This is a genomic window from Streptomyces sp. NPDC126503 (assembly GCF_040302405.1).
In the GTDB taxonomy this organism is placed as follows: domain Bacteria; phylum Actinomycetota; class Actinomycetes; order Streptomycetales; family Streptomycetaceae; genus Streptomyces; species Streptomyces gulbargensis.
Window position 1 is genome coordinate 437,419 of the sequence record NZ_JBEORS010000001.1, and the last position, 16,468, is coordinate 453,886.

Sequence of the window (16,468 nt, forward strand, 5' to 3'; positions counted from 1 at the left end):
GCCTCCGTGGGGGCGGGGTGGCGGGTCACCGGTATCCCTCCGTGTGGTCGGGGTGGAAGCGGATCCGCCACTCCCGTTCGGGGCCGGGGCCCGCCATGACGTTGAGGTAGTAGAGGTCGTGGCCGGGCTGGGCGATCGAGGGGCCGTGCCAGCCGTCGGGGACGAGGACGGTGTCGCCGCCGCGGACCTCGGCGAGGAGGTCGGCGCCGTCGGGGCGGGAGGGGGAGATCCGCTGGTAGGCGTAGCCGCCTGGGCCCTGGATCTCGTAGTGGTAGATCTCCTCCAGGACCGACTCGGTACCGGGGTGGTGCTCGTCGTGCTTGTGGGGCGGGTAGGAGGACCAGTTGCCGCCGGGGGTGACGACCTCGACGGCGATGAGCCGGTCGCAGGCGAAGGCGTCGGCCGAGGCGAAGTTCCGTACCCGGCGGGTGCGGTTGCCGGTGCCGCGGGTCTCGACGGGAACCTCCGGCGCGGGGCCATAGCGGGCGGGGAGTCGTCGCTCGCACTTCGCTCCTGCCAAAGCGAAGCGGCCTCCCGCACCGGAGGCGATCTGGGCGTGGGCGTCGCGGGGTACGTAGGCGAAGTCCGTGACGCCGTCGAACACGCTGTCGCGGCCCAGGAGTTCGAAGATCTCGCCGTCGACGCGCACGGTACAGGCACCGGAGAGGGGAAGCACGGCCCATTCGGCGTCCCCGCTGCCGAAGTCGTGCGTTCCGCCGGGCGGGAGGTCGAGGATCCGGAGGGCGGCGTGCTCCCATCCGGCGTCCTCGGGGTCCACGCGCACGGCGTACGGGCCGCGTGCGGCGGTCCCGGCGGGCAGGTGGAGCGTGCGGGCGGTGGTGCCGGTTCGATCGGATCGCATGACGGATCCCTACCCCCGCTCCGGGATCGCGCCGGGCGAGGTTCGGGAAGTCCCCGCACCGGAATCCCCCACTGCGGTTCGGGAAGTCCCCGGTGAGGTTCCTGAGGTACGGGACGGGCCCCCGGCGGCCGGCGGACCCGGGTCCCGTTCCGGGATCGTGCCGGTGCCCTTCGCGAGGGCCTGCGCGATCTCCTCCGGGTACGGCATGGCCGGGGAGCAGGCGAGGCGGCCCGCGACGATGGCGCCGGCCGCGTTCGCGTGGCGCAGGATCCGTTCCAGGTCCCAGCCGGCGAGGAGCCCGTGGACGAGCGCGCCGCCGAAGGCGTCGCCCGCGCCGAGCCCGTTGACCACCTCCACCGGGAGCGGCTCCACCTCCACGGAGGTGCCGTCGGCGGCGACGGCGAGGACGCCCCGGGGGCCCTGTTTGACCACCGCGAGCCGGACGCCGGCACCGTCCCCGCCGCCGGAGGCGAGCAGCGCCCGGGCGGCGGCGCGGGGGTCCCGCTCACCGGTGGCGACCTCGCACTCGTCGAGGTTGCCGACGGCGACGGTGGCGTGGCGCAGGGCCTCGGCGTAGTACGGGCGGGCGGCGGCCGGGTCCGGCCAGAAGGCGGGCCGCCAGTCCAGGTCGAGGACGGTCACCTCGCGGCCGGAGCGGGCGGCGAGCGCCTCCAGGGTGGCGCTGCGGCTGGGTTCCTCGCACAGGCCGGTGCCGGTGGTCCACAGGACGCGGGCGGCGCGGATCGCGGCGAGGTCCAGCTCGTGCGGGTGGATCTCCAGGTCGGGTGCCTTGGGGAGCCGGTAGAAGTGGAGCGGGAAGTCGTCGGGCGGGAAGATCTCGCAGAACGTGATCGGGGTGGGGAGTCCGCCGACCTCGGTCACCCAGCGGGCGTCCACCCCGAACGCGGCGAGCTCCCGGCGCAGGTACGCCCCGAACGGGTCGGCCCCGGTGCGGCTGACGAGCGCGGTGCGGCGGCCGAGCCGGGCGGCGGCGACGGCCACGTTGGCCGGGGAGCCGCCGAGGAACCTGCCGAAGGTCTCCACCCGGTCGAGCCCGACGCCGGTCCGCAGGGGGTACAGGTCCACGCCGACCCGCCCCAGGGCGATCAGGTCGTACGGCTCCGTCTCCACCCGTGCCACCTCTCGCCTCCGGACCCGTCCCCAGGTCTAACGGTCCGTCGGGAGGCGTGTCAACGATATGTCCGGACATTCGGACGACCGTCTTGACGGTGCTCTCGGGCCCCGGTCAAGGTGGCAGGCATGACGAAGCCGTCGCCGCCCCCGCCGTCGCCGTCCCGTATCCGCGTCGGTTCCGCGCCGGACTCCTGGGGGGTGTGGTTCCCCGACGATCCCCGGCAGGTGCCGTGGCAGCGGTTCCTGGACGAGGTGGCCGGTGCCGGGTACGAGTGGATCGAGCTCGGCCCGTACGGCTATCTGCCCACCGATCCGGCGGTGCTCGCGGAGGAGACCGGGCGGCGCGGGCTGCGGGTGTCGGCCGGGACGGTCTTCACCGGGCTGCACCACGGTCCCGGCGTGTGGGAGCGGACCTGGGCGCACGTCGCCGAGAACGCCGCGCTGGCGCAGGCCATGGGCGCCGGTCACCTGGTGGTCATCCCGTCCTTCTGGCGGGACGACCGGACGGGCGAGGTCCTGGAGGACCCGACGCTCACCGCCGAGCAGTGGCGGAACCTGACGGGGCTGACGGAGCGGCTGGGGCGGGAGGTGCGCGAGCGGTACGGGCTGCGGATCGTGGTCCATCCCCACGCCGACACGCACCTGGACGGGGAGGAGAGCGTGACCCGCTTCCTCGACGCCACCGATCCGGAGGCGGTGGCGCTGTGCCTGGACACGGGGCACTACGCCTACGCGGGCGGGGACAGCGTGAAGCTGATCGAGACGTACGGGGAGCGGATCGGCTATCTGCACCTGAAGCAGGTGGACCCGGAGGTGCTGGCCGGGGTGGTGGCGGAGGGGCTGCCGTTCGGGCCCGCGGTGGCGCGGGGCGTGATGTGCGAGCCGCCGGCGGGGGTGCCGGCCCTGGAGCCGGTGCTGGCGGCGGCCCGGAGGCTCGACGCGGAGCTGTTCGCGATCGTGGAGCAGGACATGTACCCGTGCGAGCCGGACACCCCGTACCCGATCGCCCTGCGCACCCGCCGTTTCCTGCGCTCCTGCGGGTACTGAGCCGTCCGTCCCGCACCTCCCGCGGGTACTGAGCCGCCCGGCGGGCGGCGGCGCACGGGGACACGCCGTGGGGCGCGTGCGTCACTCGTGTCACACGCGTCGCCCCGGCGTCACACATGTCCCGGTTACGCGGGATGTACGTCACAGGAGTTCGACAGCCGCTCTCCTCCTGTCGGGAGGGGTCGTTCAACGGGCACAGGCTCAGTGATCGTCTACGCCCGCCCGCAGCGCCCCCGAACGGCACCCCCGCCACGCTGCGCGGCGAGCAGGGAGGTGCCAGGCATGACGGACAGAAGGCTCTGGTCGTACAAGGACATCGCGGCCCACATCCGGGTGCAGACGGACACGGTCCGCTCGTACCGGAAGCACGGACTGCTGCCGCCGCCCGATCAGGTGGAGTCGGGCAAGCCCTACTGGTACGCGGACACCATCCGCGCCTGGGTGGCCAGCCGGCCCGGCAACCGGGCCCGGCGCGACTGATCCCGCGGCGGCCGGCCGCCGCCCTCCCCGACCCGACGCCGGGTCCCGGAACACTCCGGGGCCCGGCGTCGGCCCGTCCCGCCGGCGCGCGCGTGACACTGGACGGGCGCCTCCGCCCGCCGGGGCACGTCCGTCGGCGCGGCGCGGGCCCGTACCAGGTGGCGCGATACCCCCTAGGGGTATAATCTGTGATCCGTACGAACGTGAGCCTCAGGAGGAGAGCCCCATGTCCGCAGAGACGAAGACCGAACTCACCACCGTCTACCAGGTCAAGGGCATGACCTGCGGCCACTGCGAGGGGGCCGTCGCCGGTGAAATCTCCGCGCTGCCGGGCGTCTCCTCCGTCACGGCCGTCGCCAAGACCGGCGAGGTCACCGTCGTCTCCGCCGCGCCGCTCGACCGCGAGGCGGTGGCCGCCGCCGTGGACGAGGCCGGCTACGAGCTGGTCTGACGCCACCCCGCGCACCGCAGGGCCGTACCGTTGCCTGGTACGGCCCTGCTCCCCTTTTGGAACCGCACATGCCCAGCACCACCGTCACCGAGCTGAGGATCGGCGGGATGACCTGCGCGTCCTGCGCGGCCCGCGTCGAGAAGAAGCTCAACCGGATGGACGGCGTGACCGCCACCGTCAACTACGCCACGGAGAAGGCGCGCGTCGAACACGCGCCGGAGGTGGGGGTCGACGCGCTGATCGCCACCGTCGTGAAGACCGGCTACACCGCCGAGGAGCCTCCGCCTCCGGAGCCCGAACCCGCTCCCGGCCAGGACGCGGAGGCCCCGGACGGCGGGGCCGACCCGGAGCTCGCCTCGCTGCGGCAGCGGCTGGCCGTCTCCGCCGTCCTCTCGGCCCCGGTGGTCCTCCTCGCGATGGTCCCCGCCCTCCAGTTCGACCACTGGCAGTGGCTCTCGCTCACGCTCGCCGCGCCGGTGGTCGTGTGGGGCGGGCTGCCCTTCCACCGGGCCACCTGGACCAACCTCCGGCACGGCGCCGCCACCATGGACACCCTCGTCTCGCTCGGCACGCTCGCCGCGTTCGGCTGGTCACTGTGGGCCCTCTTCCTGGGCGACGCGGGCACGACCGGCATGCGGCACGGCTTCGACCTGACGGCGGACCGGGCGGACGCGGCCTCCGCGATCTATCTGGAGGTCGCGGCGGGAGTCGTCACCTTCCTCCTCCTCGGCCGCTGGCTGGAGGCCCGCGCCAAGCGGAAGGCGGGTGCCGCGCTGCGGGCCCTGATGGACCTCGGCGCCAAGGACGTGGCCGTCCTGCGGGACGGCACGGAGGTCCGCGTACCGGTCGCCGCCCTGCGGACCGGTGACCTCTTCGTCGTACGGCCCGGGGAGAAGGTCGCCACCGACGGCACCGTCACCGAGGGTGCCTCCGCCGTCGACGCCTCCCTGCTCACCGGCGAGTCGCTGCCCGTGGACGTGACCGCCGGGGACCCGGTGACCGGCGGCTGCGTGAACGTCTCCGGCCGCCTGGTGGTCGAGGCCACCGGGGTCGGCGACGGGACCCGGCTCGCCCGGATGGCCCGCATGGTGGAGGAGGCGCAGAGCGGCAAGGCGCGGGTGCAGCGGCTCGCCGACCGGATCTCCGCCGTCTTCGTGCCGGCGGTGCTGCTCGTCGCGCTCGGCACCCTGGGCTTCTGGCTGGGCACCGGCGAGGGCGCGGCGGCCGCCTTCACCGCCGCCGTCGCCGTCCTGATCATCGCCTGCCCGTGCGCGCTCGGCCTCGCCACCCCCACCGCGCTCCTCGTCGGCACCGGGCGCGGCGCGCAGCTCGGCATCCTCATCAAGGGCCCCGAGGTGCTGGAGTCCACGCGCCGCGTCGACACGGTCGTCCTGGACAAGACCGGCACGGTCACCACCGGGCGCATGGAACTGACCGGGGTGCGCGTGTACGGGGGCCGGTACGGCACCGACGGCACGGACGAGGCCGAGCTGCTGCGGCTCGCGGGCGCCCTGGAGCACGCCTCCGAGCACCCGGTGGCCCGCGCCGTCGCGGCCGGCGCCGTCGCGCGGCTCGGCGAGCTGCCCGTACCGAAGACCTTCGAGAACGTGCCCGGGCTCGGGGTGCGCGGCTCGGTCGACGGACATCTCGTGGTCGTCGGGCGGGCGGCCCTGCTCGCCGCCGAGGAGATCGAGGTGCCGGAGACGGCCGGGCCCGGGGTGGTGCACGTGGCCTGGGACGGACGGGCGCGCGGCACCCTGACCGTCGCGGACACGGTCAAGGAGACCAGTGCGGAGGCGGTCGCCCGGCTGCGCGCGCTCGGGCTGCGGCCGGTGCTGCTCACCGGGGACCACCGGGCGGCCGCGGAGGCCGTGGCGGCCGAGGTGGGCATCGACGAGGTGATCGCGGAGGTGCTGCCGGAGGAGAAGGCCGGGGTGATCCGGCGGCTCCGGGACGAGGGCCGGACGGTCGCCATGGTCGGCGACGGGGTGAACGACGCCGCCGCGCTGGCCACCGCCGATCTGGGCCTCGCGATGGGGACGGGGACGGACGCGGCCATCGAGGCGAGCGACCTGACCCTGGTCCGGGGCGATCTGCGGGTGGCGGCAGACGCGATCCGGCTCTCCCGCCGGACCCTGGCGACGATCAAGGGGAATCTGGCCTGGGCCTTCGGCTACAACGTGGCGGCGCTGCCGCTCGCGGCGGCCGGGCTGCTGAACCCGATGATCGCCGGCCTGGCGATGGCCTTTTCGTCCGTGTTCGTCGTCACGCACAGTCTCCGGCTGCGGCGCTTCACGTGAATTGACCTCCACGTGACGCACAGGACCTTCACAAGGAGACCTAGATCACAGATATTTGGGGGTAACCATCCGGGCCCCTCGCGGGTCTAAGTGGGCGATGCCAAGAACGTCTTGGGGGACGTTCACGGGATGTCTTGGGGGACGTCCCGGGCAAGCGTTGGCCGGGGCACGTGCACGGGGAGCTTTGAGCGGCCCTCCCGTACGTACCCCGGCATACCGCGCGGCCCCGTAGCCTCTGCTGAACCCGGCAGACGCCCGGCCCGGATCCCGTGGGGGGAATCCGCACCGGGGATATGGGAAGCGCCCCGCTCGCCGACCCGTGGGGGGATCGGCGGCGGGGCGCTTTTCCTTGTTTTCGGGGCTCGGTTCGCCTCCGGGGCGCTCGAGCCGGTGTCGAGGCGACGATCGTGCTCGGCCCTCCTTCGTCGGGCCTCCGCGCGTTCGCCTCCTCGACACCGTCGCGCCCCTTCGGCTCACTCGCCGCAGGCGCGACGCGAAGGTCAGCGGGCCTCGACCGGAACGAAGTCGCGCAGGACCTCGCCGGTGTAGATCTGGCGCGGGCGGCCGATGCGGGAACCCGGCTCCTTGATCATCTCGTGCCACTGGGCGATCCAGCCCGGGAGGCGGCCGAGGGCGAAGAGGACCGTGAACATCTCGGTCGGGAAGCCCATCGCGCGGTAGATCAGACCCGTGTAGAAGTCCACGTTCGGGTAGAGGTTGCGCGAGACGAAGTAGTCGTCGGAGAGCGCGTGCTCCTCCAGCTTCAGCGCGATGTCCAGCAGTTCGTCGGACTTGCCGAGGGCCGAGAGGACGTCGTGCGCCGCCGCCTTGATGATCTTGGCGCGCGGGTCGAAGGACTTGTACACCCGGTGGCCGAAGCCCATCAGGCGGACGCCGTCCTCCTTGTTCTTCACCTTGTTGATGAAGGAGTCGACGTCGCCGCCGTTGGCCTGGATGCCCTCCAGCATCTCCAGGACCGACTGGTTGGCGCCGCCGTGCAGCGGACCCCAGAGGGCGGAGATGCCGGCGGAGATCGAGGCGAACATGTTCGCCTGCGAGGAGCCGACCAGGCGCACGGTGGAGGTCGAACAGTTCTGCTCGTGGTCCGCGTGCAGGATGAGGAGCTTGTCGAGGGCCGACACGACGACCGGGTCGAGCTCGTACTCCTGCGCCGGGACGGAGAAGGTCATGCGCAGGAAGTTCTCGACGTAGCCGAGGTCGTTGCGCGGGTAGACGAACGGGTGACCGATCGACTTCTTGTACGCGTACGCCGCGATGGTCGGCAGCTTGGCGAGCAGCCGGATCGTGGAGAGGTGACGCTGCTTCTCGTCGAACGGGTTGTGGCTGTCCTGGTAGAAGGTGGACAGCGCCGAGACCACCGAGGACAGCATCGCCATCGGGTGGGCGTCGCGCGGGAAGCCGCGGAAGAAGTTCTTGACGTCCTCGTGGACCAGCGTGTGCTGGGTGATCTCGTTCTTGAAGGTCGCGAGCTCGTCGACCTTCGGCAGCTCACCGTTGATCAGCAGGTACGCCACCTCAAGGAAGGTGGAGCGCTCGGCCAGCTGCTCGATGGGGTAGCCGCGGTACCGCAGAATGCCCTGCTCACCGTCGAGGTAGGTGATCGCGGATTTATAGGCGGCGGTGTTGCCGTATCCGCTGTCCAGGGTGACCAGACCGGTCTGGGCTCGGAGTTTGCCGATGTCGAAGCCCTTGTCGCCGACGGTGCTCTCGACCACCGGGTAGGTGTATTCACCGTCCGCGTACCGCAGTACTACAGAGTTGTCGCTCACGTCATCCCTCACCGACGTAGTGCCTCTTCTTCGAGGTGCCCTGACTGTCTCTACCATCCCCCATTTGGCTCAGGAGAGTGCACTCGGGGTCGACCATTGGGCCAATTGGCGGCACTCAGTGCCGCCAACCTGCTCATCCTGCCCCCTTCGCCCCGGTTCCGGAAGTCCCCCGTGATCTTTCACACGAGGGTGCCCCCTGTGAGCCGGTGGGCGAGTGCGGTAAAGCGCCGGCCCGCCGAGACCGTGCGGACCGCCTGGGCGACAGCCCGGCGGGACCCGACCAGGACGACCAGCTTCCGGGCCCGGGTCACGGCGGTGTAGAGCAGGTTCCGCTGGAGCATCATCCAGGCACTCATGGTGACCGGGATCACCACGGCCGGATACTCGCTGCCCTGCGAACGGTGGATGGTGACCGCGTACGCGTGGGCGAGCTCGTCCAGCTCGTCGAAGTCGTACGGCACCTCCTCGTCCTCGTCCGTCCGCACGGTGAGCCGCTGCTCGACGGGGTCCAGGGAGGTCACCACGCCGACCGTGCCGTTGAAGACCCCGTTGGCTCCCTTGTCATAGTTGTTTCTGATCTGTGTGACTTTGTCACCTACGCGGAAGACCCGCCCGCCGACCCTCTTCTCCGGCAGCTCCGGCCGGCCCGGGGTGATGGCCTGCTGGAGGAGACCGTTGAGGGCTCCGGCGCCCGCCGGGCCGCGGTGCATGGGGGCCAGGACCTGGACGTCACGGCGCGGGTCGAGGCCGAACTTGGCCGGAATCCGGCGGGCGGCGACCTCCACGGCGACCCGGGCGGCGTCCTCCGTCTCCTCCTCCACGAAGAGGAAGAAGTCCGGCAGGCCGTCGGTGACCGGCGGGACCCCGGAGTTGATCCGGTGCGCGTTGGTCACCACCCCGGACTGCTGGGCCTGGCGGAAGATCCGGGTCAGCCGGACGGCGGGCACGGGGCTGTCCGGGGCGAGGAGGTCGCCGAGGACCTCGCCCGCACCGACCGACGGCAACTGGTCCACGTCCCCCACGAGGAGCAGGTGGGCACCCGGTGCCACCGCCTTGACCAGCTTGTTCGCGAGGAGGAGGTCCAGCATGGAGGCCTCGTCGACGACGACCAGATCGGCGTCGAGCGGCCGGTCCCGGTCGTAGGCCGCGTCCCCGCCCGGCTTGAGCTCCAGCAGGCGGTGGACGGTGGACGCCTCCGCGCCGGTCAGCTCCGCGAGCCGCTTGGCCGCGCGGCCGGTCGGAGCGGCGAGCACGACCTTGGCCCGCTTGGCCCGGGCCAGCTCCACGATCGACCGGACGGTGAAGGACTTGCCGCAGCCAGGCCCGCCGGTCAGGACCGCGACCTTCTCGGTCAGGGCGAGCCGTACGGCCTGCTCCTGCTCCGCCGCCAGGCTCGCCCCGGTGCGGTCGGCCAGCCACGCCAGGGCCTTGTCCCAGGCCACGTCCCGGAAGGCCGGCAGCCGGTCCTCCTCCGCCCGCAGCAGCCGCCGCAGCTGCCCGGCGAGCGACAGCTCCGCCCGGTGGAAGGGGATCAGGTAGACGGCGGTCACGGGGGCGCCCTCGGGGCCGGGCACGGTCTCCCGGACGACTCCCTCCGGGTCCTCGGCGAGCTCGGCCAGGCACTCGATGACGAGGCCGGTGTCCACCTGGAGGAGCTTCACGGCCTCGGTGATGAGCCGCTCCTCGGGCAGGAAGCAGTGGCCCTGGTCGGTGGACTGCGACAGCGCGTACTGGAGGCCGGCCTTCACGCGGTCGGGGCTGTCGTGCGGGATGCCGACGGCCCGGGCGATCCGGTCGGCGGTGAGGAAGCCGATGCCCCACACGTCGGCGGCGAGCCGGTACGGCCGGCCGCGCACCACCGAGATCGAGGCGTCGCCGTACTGCTTGTAGATCCGCACGGCGATGGACGTCGACACGCCGACCCCCTGGAGGAAGACCATGACCTCCTTGATCGCCTTCTGCTCCTCCCAGGCGGCCCCGATCAGCCGGGTCCGCTTGGGCCCGAGCCCCGGGACCTCGATGAGCCGCTTCGGCTCGTTCTCGATCACGTCGAGCGTGTCCGTGCCGAAGTGGTCCACGATCCGCTCGGCGATCCGGGGGCCGATGCCCTTGATGAGACCGGAGCCCAGATAGCGGCGGATGCCCTGGACGGTCGCGGGCAGGACCGTCGTGTAGTTGTCGACGGTGAACTGCCGGCCGTACTGGGGATGCGACCCCCACCGCCCCTCCATCCGCAGCGACTCCCCCGGCTGCGCGCCGAGCAGCGCCCCCACCACGGTCAGCAGCTCCCCCGACCCGCGCCCGGTGTCGACCCGGGCGACCGTGTACCCGTTCTCCTCGTTGGCGTAGGTGATCCGTTCCAGGACCCCTTCGATGACCGCCGGATTGACCATGCTCCGACCGTAGCGAAGGGGTCGGACAGCGGGAGGGGATCCCGTCAGGTCCCCGGCACGCCGACGGCGGTCCGGTGAGGGCCGGCTGGGGCGCCCCGGCGGGCGGTCCCGAGGTGCCGGGGCGGGGGCGGGCGCCTAGCGTGGGAGGCATGGCTGAGGAAACGTGGGAGCGGAACGCGCACGGACGGCGCCCGGTGGGCGCGGACGGCGGGGCCCCGTCGTGGACGGGGACGCGGGGGGAGGCGCGATGATCCGCGGGCTGATGGGCGGCGTCGTCCTCAACCGGGTCGCCGGGCCGGCGGCCCGGGCGATCGCGAGAAGGACGGGCCTTCCCGCCCCCGCCGTGAGCCGGGCGCTGCAGGTCGCGCTCCCCGCGGCCCTGGCGGTGATCACCAGAAAGGCCGCCGCCCGGAAGGCCAGGGGCAAGTAACCCCGGGCAGGTCCGCGACCCCCGGCGAGGCACGACTTCTCCGGGGCCGGAGCGGGGCGGACGGGAAAGCCGCCCGGCCCCGCGGGGTCCCGGGGCCGTCACACCGCCAGGAACGCCGTGAGCGTCTCCTCCAGGACCTGCTCGCCGTCCCTCGCCCACAGGTCGTCGTTGAAGAGTTCGACCTCGACCGGCCCCGTGTAGCCGGCCTTCTCCACCAGGTCCGACCAGGCGCGCAGGTCGATCGCGCCGGTGCCGAGCTGGCCCCGGCCGGTGAGGACGCCGGCCGGGAGCGGGGTGGTCCAGTCGGCGAGCTGGTAGGAGTGGATGCGGCCGGCCGCGCCCGCGCGTGCCACCGCCGCCGGGGCCCGGTCGTCCCACCACAGGTGGTACGTGTCGACCGTGACGCCCACCTGCCCGGCCGGGAACCGTTCGGCGATCTCCAGGGCCTGGTCCAGGGTGGAGACGGCGCAGCGGTCGGCGGCGTACATCGGGTGGAGCGGTTCGATGGCGAGGCGGACGCCGCGCTCCCCCGCGTACGGGGCGAGCGCGCCGATGGCCTCGGCGATCCGGGCGCGGGCCGAGGGCAGGTCGGGGCAGGCCGTGGTGAGGCCGCCGGAGACCAGGACGAGGGTGTCGGTGCCGAGGGTCACGGCCTCGTCGATCGCCGCCCGGTTCTCCTCTTCCCAGCCGTCGGTGGTGAAGAAGCCGCCCCGGCAGAGGGTGGTGACGGCGAGCCCCGCGTCCCGCACGAGCGCGGCCGCCGCCTCGACCCCGTACTCCCGCACGGGTTCGCGCCACAGGCCGACGCCGGGGACGCCGAGCCGGACGCAGGCGGCGACCAGCTCGGGCAGGGCCAGCTGCTTGACCGTCATCTGGTTGATGCTGAAGCGGTCGGGGTTCACTGCGGCACTCCGTACACGGTGAGCAGGGACCGCATCCGCGCCTCGGCCCGCGCCGGGTCGGGGAAGAGGCCGAGCCCGTCGGCGAGTTCGTAGGCCCGGGCGAGGTGCGGCAGGGAGCGGGCGGACTGCAGGCCGCCGACCATGGTGAAGTGCTCCTGGTGGCCGGCGAGCCAGGCGAGGAGGACGACGCCCGTCTTGTAGAAGCGGGTCGGGGCCTCGAAGAGGTGCCGGGAGAGGGCGACGGTCGGGTCCAGGACCTTGCGGAACCCTTCGGTGTCGCCGGTGTCGAGGAGCCGTACGGCCTCGGCGGCGAGCGGGGCCAGCGGGTCGAAGACGCCGAGCAGGGCGTGGCTGAAGCGGTTGCCCGCCGGCGGCTCCTCGCCGGCGATCAGCTCGGGGTAGTGGAAGTCGTCGCCGGTGTAGCAGCGGACGCCCTCCGGCAGGCGGCGGCGGAGTTCCACCTCGCGGCGCGCGTCGAGGAGGGAGATCTTGACGCCGTCGACCTTGTCGGGGTGGGCGGCGATGACGTCCAGGAAGGTGTCGGTGGCGGTGTCGAGGTCGGCGGAGCCCCAGTAGCCGTCGAGCGCCGGGTCGAACATCGGGCCGAGCCAGTGGAGGATCACCGGCTCGCTCGCCTGGCGCAGGAGGTGGCCGTAGAGGCCGAGGTAGTCGTCGGCGCCGCCGGCCGTGGCGGCGAGGGCGCGGGAGGCCATGAGGACGGCCTGGGCGCCGGACTCCTCGACGACGGCGAGCTGTTCCTCGTAGGCGGCGCGGATCTCCGGCAGGGTGCCGCCGGCGGTGAGCTGGTCGGTGCCGACCCCGCAGGCGATCCGGCCGCCGGCGGCCTTCGCCTCGGCGGCGGAGCGGCGGATGAGTTCGGCGGCCCCGGCCCAGTCCAGGCCCATGCCGCGCTGCGCGGTGTCCATGGCCTCGGCGACTCCGAGCCCGTGCGCCCACAGGTGGCGGCGGAAGGCGAGGGTGGCGTCCCAGTCGATCGCGGCGGGCCCGTCGGGGGTGGTGTCGGCGTACGGGTCGGCGACGACGTGGGCGGCGGAGAAGACGGTACGGGAGGTGAGCGGGCCGGCCGGGGGGAGCGCGAGCGGTTCGGCGCGGGGCTCGTACTCCCGTACGCCGCCGCCGGTCACGGGGAGGCGGAGGGTCACAGCGACACCTCCGGCACGGCCAGGCGGCGGCCCTCGGCGGCGGACCTCAGGCCGAGCTCGGCGAGCTGGACGCCGCGGGCACCGGCGAGGAGGTCCCAGTGGTAGGGCTCGCCGAGGACGACGTGGCGCAGGAACAGCTCCCACTGGGCCTTGAAGCCGTTGTCGAAGTCGGCGTTGTCGGGGACCTCCTGCCACTGCTCGCGGAAGGACTCGGTGGCCGGGACGTCCGGGTTCCAGACCGGCTTGGGGGTGGCGGAGCGGTGCTGGACGCGGCAGCCTCGTAGGCCGGCGACGGCGGAGCCGTGCGTGCCGTCCACCTGGAACTCCACGAGTTCGTCGCGGTGAACGCGGACCGCCCAGGAGGAGTTGATCTGGGCGACGGCGCCGCCCTCCAGCTCGAAGACGCCATAGGCGGCGTCGTCGGCGGTGGCCTCGTAGGGCTTGCCCCGCTCGTCCCAGCGGCGGGGGATGTGGGTGGCGACGTGGGCGCTGACGGAGGTGACGCGGCCGAACAGCTCGTGGAGCACGTACTCCCAGTGCGGGAACATGTCGACCACGATGCCGCCGCCGTCCTCGGCGCGGTAGTTCCAGCTGGGGCGCTGGGCGTCCTGCCAGTCGCCCTCGAAGACCCAGTAGCCGAACTCGCCGCGCACGGAGAGGATCTCGCCGAAGAAGCCGCCGTCGATGAGCCGCTTCAGCTTGAGCAGGCCCGGCAGGAACAGCTTGTCCTGGACGACGCCGTGGCGGATGCCGGCGGCCTCGGCGAGGCGGGCGAGCCGGAGGGCGCCGGCGAGGTCGGCGGCGGTGGGCTTCTCGGTGTAGACGTGCTTGCCCGCCGCGATGGCCTTCGTCAGGGCCTCGGCGCGGGCGGAGGTGACCTGGGCGTCGAAGTAGATGTCGACGGTGTCGTCGGCGAGGACGGCGTCGAGGTCGGTGGACCAGTGGTCGAGGCCGTGGCGCTCGGCGAGGGCGCGCAGGGCGGGCTCGCGACGGCCCACGAGGACCGGCTCGGGCCACAGGACGTCGCCGTTGCCGAGGTCGAGTCCGCCCTGCTCGCGCAGGGCGAGGACGGAGCGGACGAGGTGCTGGCGGTATCCCATGCGTCCGGTGACGCCGTTCATGGCGATGCGGACTGTCCTGCGTGTCACGAAGGATTCCTCTCCCCGGGGATCGCTCCCCCGGCGTGCGGCGCTCGCGTGCGGGTTCCGGAGCGGTCCGCGCTGCGATAGAAAGCGCTTTCTGTCACGGATGACGCTAGCCTGCCGACATCACGCCGGACAAGGGCCCTGGAGGTACGTGCACGATGACCGTCACCCTGGCGGACGTGGCCGCCCGCGCCCGGGTCTCCCCCGCCACCGTCTCCCGCGTCCTCAACGGCAACTACCCCGTCGCCGCCTCGACCCGCGAGCGGGTCCTCCTGGCGGTGCGGGAACTCGACTACGTGCCCAACGGACCCGCGAGCTCCCTCGCCGCCGCCACCTCCGACCTCGTCGGGGTCCTCGTCAACGACATCGCCGACCCGTTCTTCGGGATCATGGCGAGCGCGGCGCAGAGCGCGATCGGCGAGGGCGCGGGGGGCCGGGGCGGCGCCGAGAAGCTGGCCGTCGTCTGCAACACGGGCGGCTCCCCCGAACGGGAGCTCACCTACCTCACCCTGCTCCAGCGCCAGCGGGCCGCCGCCGTCATCCTCATGGGCGGCTCCCTGGAGGACCCGGAGCACTTGGCGGCCACGGCCGGGAAACTGGCCCGCCTCACCGAGGCCGGGACCCGGGTGGTGCTGTGCGGGCGCCCGCCGGTGCCCGGCGACACGGGGGCGGCGGCGCTCGTCTTCGACAACCGGTCCGGCGCCCGCCTCCTGACGGAACATCTGCTGGCGCTCGGTCACCGGCGGATCGGTTACGTGGCGGGGCCGGCCGACCGCACGACGACCCGGCACCGGCTGGAGGGGCACCGCGAGGCCCTCGCCGCGGCGGGCGTCCCCGAGGGGCCGACGGTGCACGGGCCGTACGACCGGCGCTCCGGCCACGAGGCGACGGCCGGGCTGCTGGCCCGCGACCCGGACCTCACGGCGGTGGTGGCCGCCAACGACACGGTGGCCCTCGGCGTCTGCGCGGCCCTGCGGGAACGGGGCCTGTCCGTCCCGGGCGACGTGTCGGTGGCCGGCTTCGACGACCTGCCGTTCTCGGTGGACGCGGTCCCGGCCCTCACCACCGTGCGCCTGCCCCTCCACGCGGCGGGCGCCCGCGCGGGCCGGCTGGCCACGGGCGCGGAGGAGCCCCCGCCGGGCGGCCTGGCGACGGTCCCCGTCGACCTGGTGCTGCGGGGGTCGACGGGGGCGCCGCGGGGCTAACGGCGGACCCTCGCGGGGGGTTCGGCGACGGTCAGGGTGTCCACCATGCGGCTCAGCCGGTGGCGGGCACGCGTGGCGTGGGGGCGGGGCAGGGTGACCTCGGCGACGGCGCGGGCCGCGCCCGTGACCGCGTACTCCAGGGCCAGCACCGGTGTGCCGACGAGCGTCGCGGCGATACGGGCCAGGGCGCCGGGCGTGTCCCTGAGGGTCACGACCATCGTGCACACGTCCCCGGAGAGGGTCGCGCCGGGGACGGTGAGGGTGTCGTCTGCCATGGGGGTTTCCTGTCCTTGTCGTGCGGCCGGGTGGGCCAGGGGGTCAGGGGTGCCGGGGCCCGGAGTCAGGGCCGGGGAAACGAAAAGACCCCTCGCGGAACGCGAGAGGTCTGCGTGCGGGCGGTGGACCGCCTGGGAGGGATCACCCCCAGGTCACCCCGGTGCCGGCACGCGGGCGCCGATAATGAGCCGCCGCTGCATGCCGGGGATTCTCACACGGCGGCCCCGTGGCGGCGCGGCCGTCTCGCCTGCCGGACGGCGCCAGGCCGGTGGCCGCCAGGACCGCGTCGACCGTCTCCTCGACGGTCTGGTCCGCGTTGTCGATCCACACGCCCTGGCCGGACAGTTCGGCGCGCATCGCCTCGTCCAGGAAGGCCCAGTTGGCGGTGAGGCGCTTGTGGCGGGCGTTGTTGCGCTCCCAGGCCGTCCCGGGTCCCGGGGCGAGGATCACCGGGTGGAGCCGGAGCTTCCCGGCGTGGGCGCGGTAGAAGTCCAGGTGGGAGCGGCGTACCACCACGTCGTCGACGACCGGCAGGAAGCCGGCCGCCGCGAAGCTGCCCGCGAGCAGGCACGCGTGGCGGGCGCGCAGCAGGATCTGCCGGTCGGCCTCCGGGTCGCCGTCCGGGGTCGGCCAGTGCCCGCCGCTGACGATCAGCTCCTGGAGGTGGTCCACCTCGATGTGCGCGGCGCGCGGGAAACGGGCCGCGAGGGCGGCCGCGACGGTCGACTTGCCGCTGCCGGGGATCCCGGCGAGGAGGACGGCCCCGGGCGCGGGCTCGGCGGCGTCGACGGTGAGGTGCTCGAAGGTCATACGGTCCCTTCCCGGACGGGCCCGGTGGTGCGGGCCCTGACGGACGGGCCTGGGTGACGGGCCCGGCGACCCACACCATC

Annotated in this window: 14 protein-coding genes and 1 pseudogene; 6 read left to right on the plus strand and 9 right to left on the minus strand. The window is 73.5% G+C overall.

What is annotated here, in order from left to right:
• Positions 1 to 25: 25 nt before the first annotated feature.
• Together iolB and iolC are read right to left on the minus strand one after the other, a co-directional pair.
• The gene (gene iolB, locus ABTY40_RS02045; protein ID WP_352057724.1) at positions 26 to 862 is read right to left on the minus strand and encodes a 5-deoxy-glucuronate isomerase; all 837 of its coding nucleotides are present in this window, start codon (positions 860 to 862) and stop codon (positions 26 to 28) included.
• Positions 863 to 871: 9 nt separating this feature from the next.
• Positions 872 to 1,993, minus strand: coding sequence for a 5-dehydro-2-deoxygluconokinase (iolC, locus tag ABTY40_RS02050; protein WP_352057725.1), 1,122 nt, complete (start codon positions 1,991 to 1,993; stop codon positions 872 to 874).
• Positions 1,994 to 2,122: 129 nt separating this feature from the next.
• Here iolC and ABTY40_RS02055 point away from each other — a divergent pair, with 129 nt between their 5' ends.
• From ABTY40_RS02055 to ABTY40_RS02070, 4 genes are all read left to right on the plus strand, one after another.
• A complete protein-coding gene (locus ABTY40_RS02055; protein ID WP_352057726.1) occupies positions 2,123 to 3,043 on the plus strand; it encodes a sugar phosphate isomerase/epimerase family protein in 921 nt (306 codons plus the stop codon).
• A 282-nt stretch (positions 3,044 to 3,325) separates the two neighbouring features.
• The gene (locus ABTY40_RS02060; RefSeq protein ID WP_345281545.1) at positions 3,326 to 3,523 is read left to right on the plus strand and encodes a helix-turn-helix transcriptional regulator; all 198 of its coding nucleotides are present in this window, start codon (positions 3,326 to 3,328) and stop codon (positions 3,521 to 3,523) included.
• Between the two features lie 226 nt (positions 3,524 to 3,749).
• Entirely contained in the window at positions 3,750 to 3,974 is a 225-nt protein-coding gene (locus ABTY40_RS02065; protein ID WP_345281547.1) for a heavy-metal-associated domain-containing protein, read from the plus strand.
• A 68-nt stretch (positions 3,975 to 4,042) separates the two neighbouring features.
• The gene (locus ABTY40_RS02070) at positions 4,043 to 6,274 is read left to right on the plus strand and encodes a heavy metal translocating P-type ATPase (protein ID WP_352057727.1); all 2,232 of its coding nucleotides are present in this window, start codon (positions 4,043 to 4,045) and stop codon (positions 6,272 to 6,274) included.
• Positions 6,275 to 6,774: 500 nt separating this feature from the next.
• On the opposite strand, the gene ABTY40_RS02075 is transcribed toward ABTY40_RS02070, so the two are convergent.
• Positions 6,775 to 8,064 carry a citrate synthase gene (locus ABTY40_RS02075; RefSeq protein WP_309050782.1) on the minus strand — a complete coding sequence of 430 codons (1,290 nt, stop codon included), beginning with the start codon at positions 8,062 to 8,064 and terminating at the stop codon, positions 6,775 to 6,777.
• 179 nt (positions 8,065 to 8,243) lie between these two features.
• The gene (recD2, locus tag ABTY40_RS02080; RefSeq protein ID WP_352057728.1) at positions 8,244 to 10,457 is read right to left on the minus strand and encodes an SF1B family DNA helicase RecD2; all 2,214 of its coding nucleotides are present in this window, start codon (positions 10,455 to 10,457) and stop codon (positions 8,244 to 8,246) included.
• Positions 10,458 to 10,704: 247 nt separating this feature from the next.
• Here recD2 and ABTY40_RS02085 point away from each other — a divergent pair, with 247 nt between their 5' ends.
• Positions 10,705 to 10,887, plus strand: a complete 183-nt coding sequence (locus tag ABTY40_RS02085; RefSeq protein ID WP_352057729.1) for a hypothetical protein — start codon at positions 10,705 to 10,707, stop codon at positions 10,885 to 10,887.
• Between the two features lie 98 nt (positions 10,888 to 10,985).
• Here ABTY40_RS02085 and ABTY40_RS02090 read toward each other — a convergent pair whose 3' ends face one another.
• The 3 genes from ABTY40_RS02090 to ABTY40_RS02100 are packed head-to-tail and all read right to left on the minus strand — an operon-like array spanning position 10,986 to position 14,100.
• A complete protein-coding gene (locus ABTY40_RS02090) occupies positions 10,986 to 11,759 on the minus strand; it encodes a sugar phosphate isomerase/epimerase family protein (protein WP_352057848.1) in 774 nt (257 codons plus the stop codon).
• A 26-nt stretch (positions 11,760 to 11,785) separates the two neighbouring features.
• Entirely contained in the window at positions 11,786 to 12,952 is a 1,167-nt protein-coding gene (locus ABTY40_RS02095; protein WP_352057730.1) for a dihydrodipicolinate synthase family protein, read from the minus strand.
• Complete coding sequence (locus ABTY40_RS02100) at positions 12,949 to 14,100, minus strand: Gfo/Idh/MocA family protein (protein WP_352057731.1); 1,152 nt, start codon at positions 14,098 to 14,100, stop codon at positions 12,949 to 12,951. Before ABTY40_RS02100 ends, ABTY40_RS02095 begins: the two co-directional genes overlap by 4 nt.
• A gap of 155 nt (positions 14,101 to 14,255) precedes the next feature.
• Between ABTY40_RS02100 and ABTY40_RS02105 the strand changes: the two genes are divergently transcribed.
• Complete coding sequence (locus ABTY40_RS02105) at positions 14,256 to 15,302, plus strand: LacI family DNA-binding transcriptional regulator (RefSeq protein ID WP_352057732.1); 1,047 nt, start codon at positions 14,256 to 14,258, stop codon at positions 15,300 to 15,302.
• On the opposite strand, the gene ABTY40_RS02110 is transcribed toward ABTY40_RS02105, so the two are convergent.
• Together ABTY40_RS02110 and ABTY40_RS02115 are read right to left on the minus strand one after the other, a co-directional pair.
• Positions 15,299 to 15,577 (minus strand): hypothetical protein, encoded by a 279-nt coding sequence (locus tag ABTY40_RS02110; RefSeq protein WP_352057733.1) that lies wholly within the window; start codon positions 15,575 to 15,577, stop codon positions 15,299 to 15,301. The genes ABTY40_RS02105 and ABTY40_RS02110 overlap by 4 nt on opposite strands.
• Positions 15,578 to 15,833: 256 nt before the next feature.
• Positions 15,834 to 16,388 (minus strand): annotated as a pseudogene (locus ABTY40_RS02115) (AAA family ATPase); the annotation flags it as partial.
• Positions 16,389 to 16,468 lie beyond the last annotated feature (80 nt).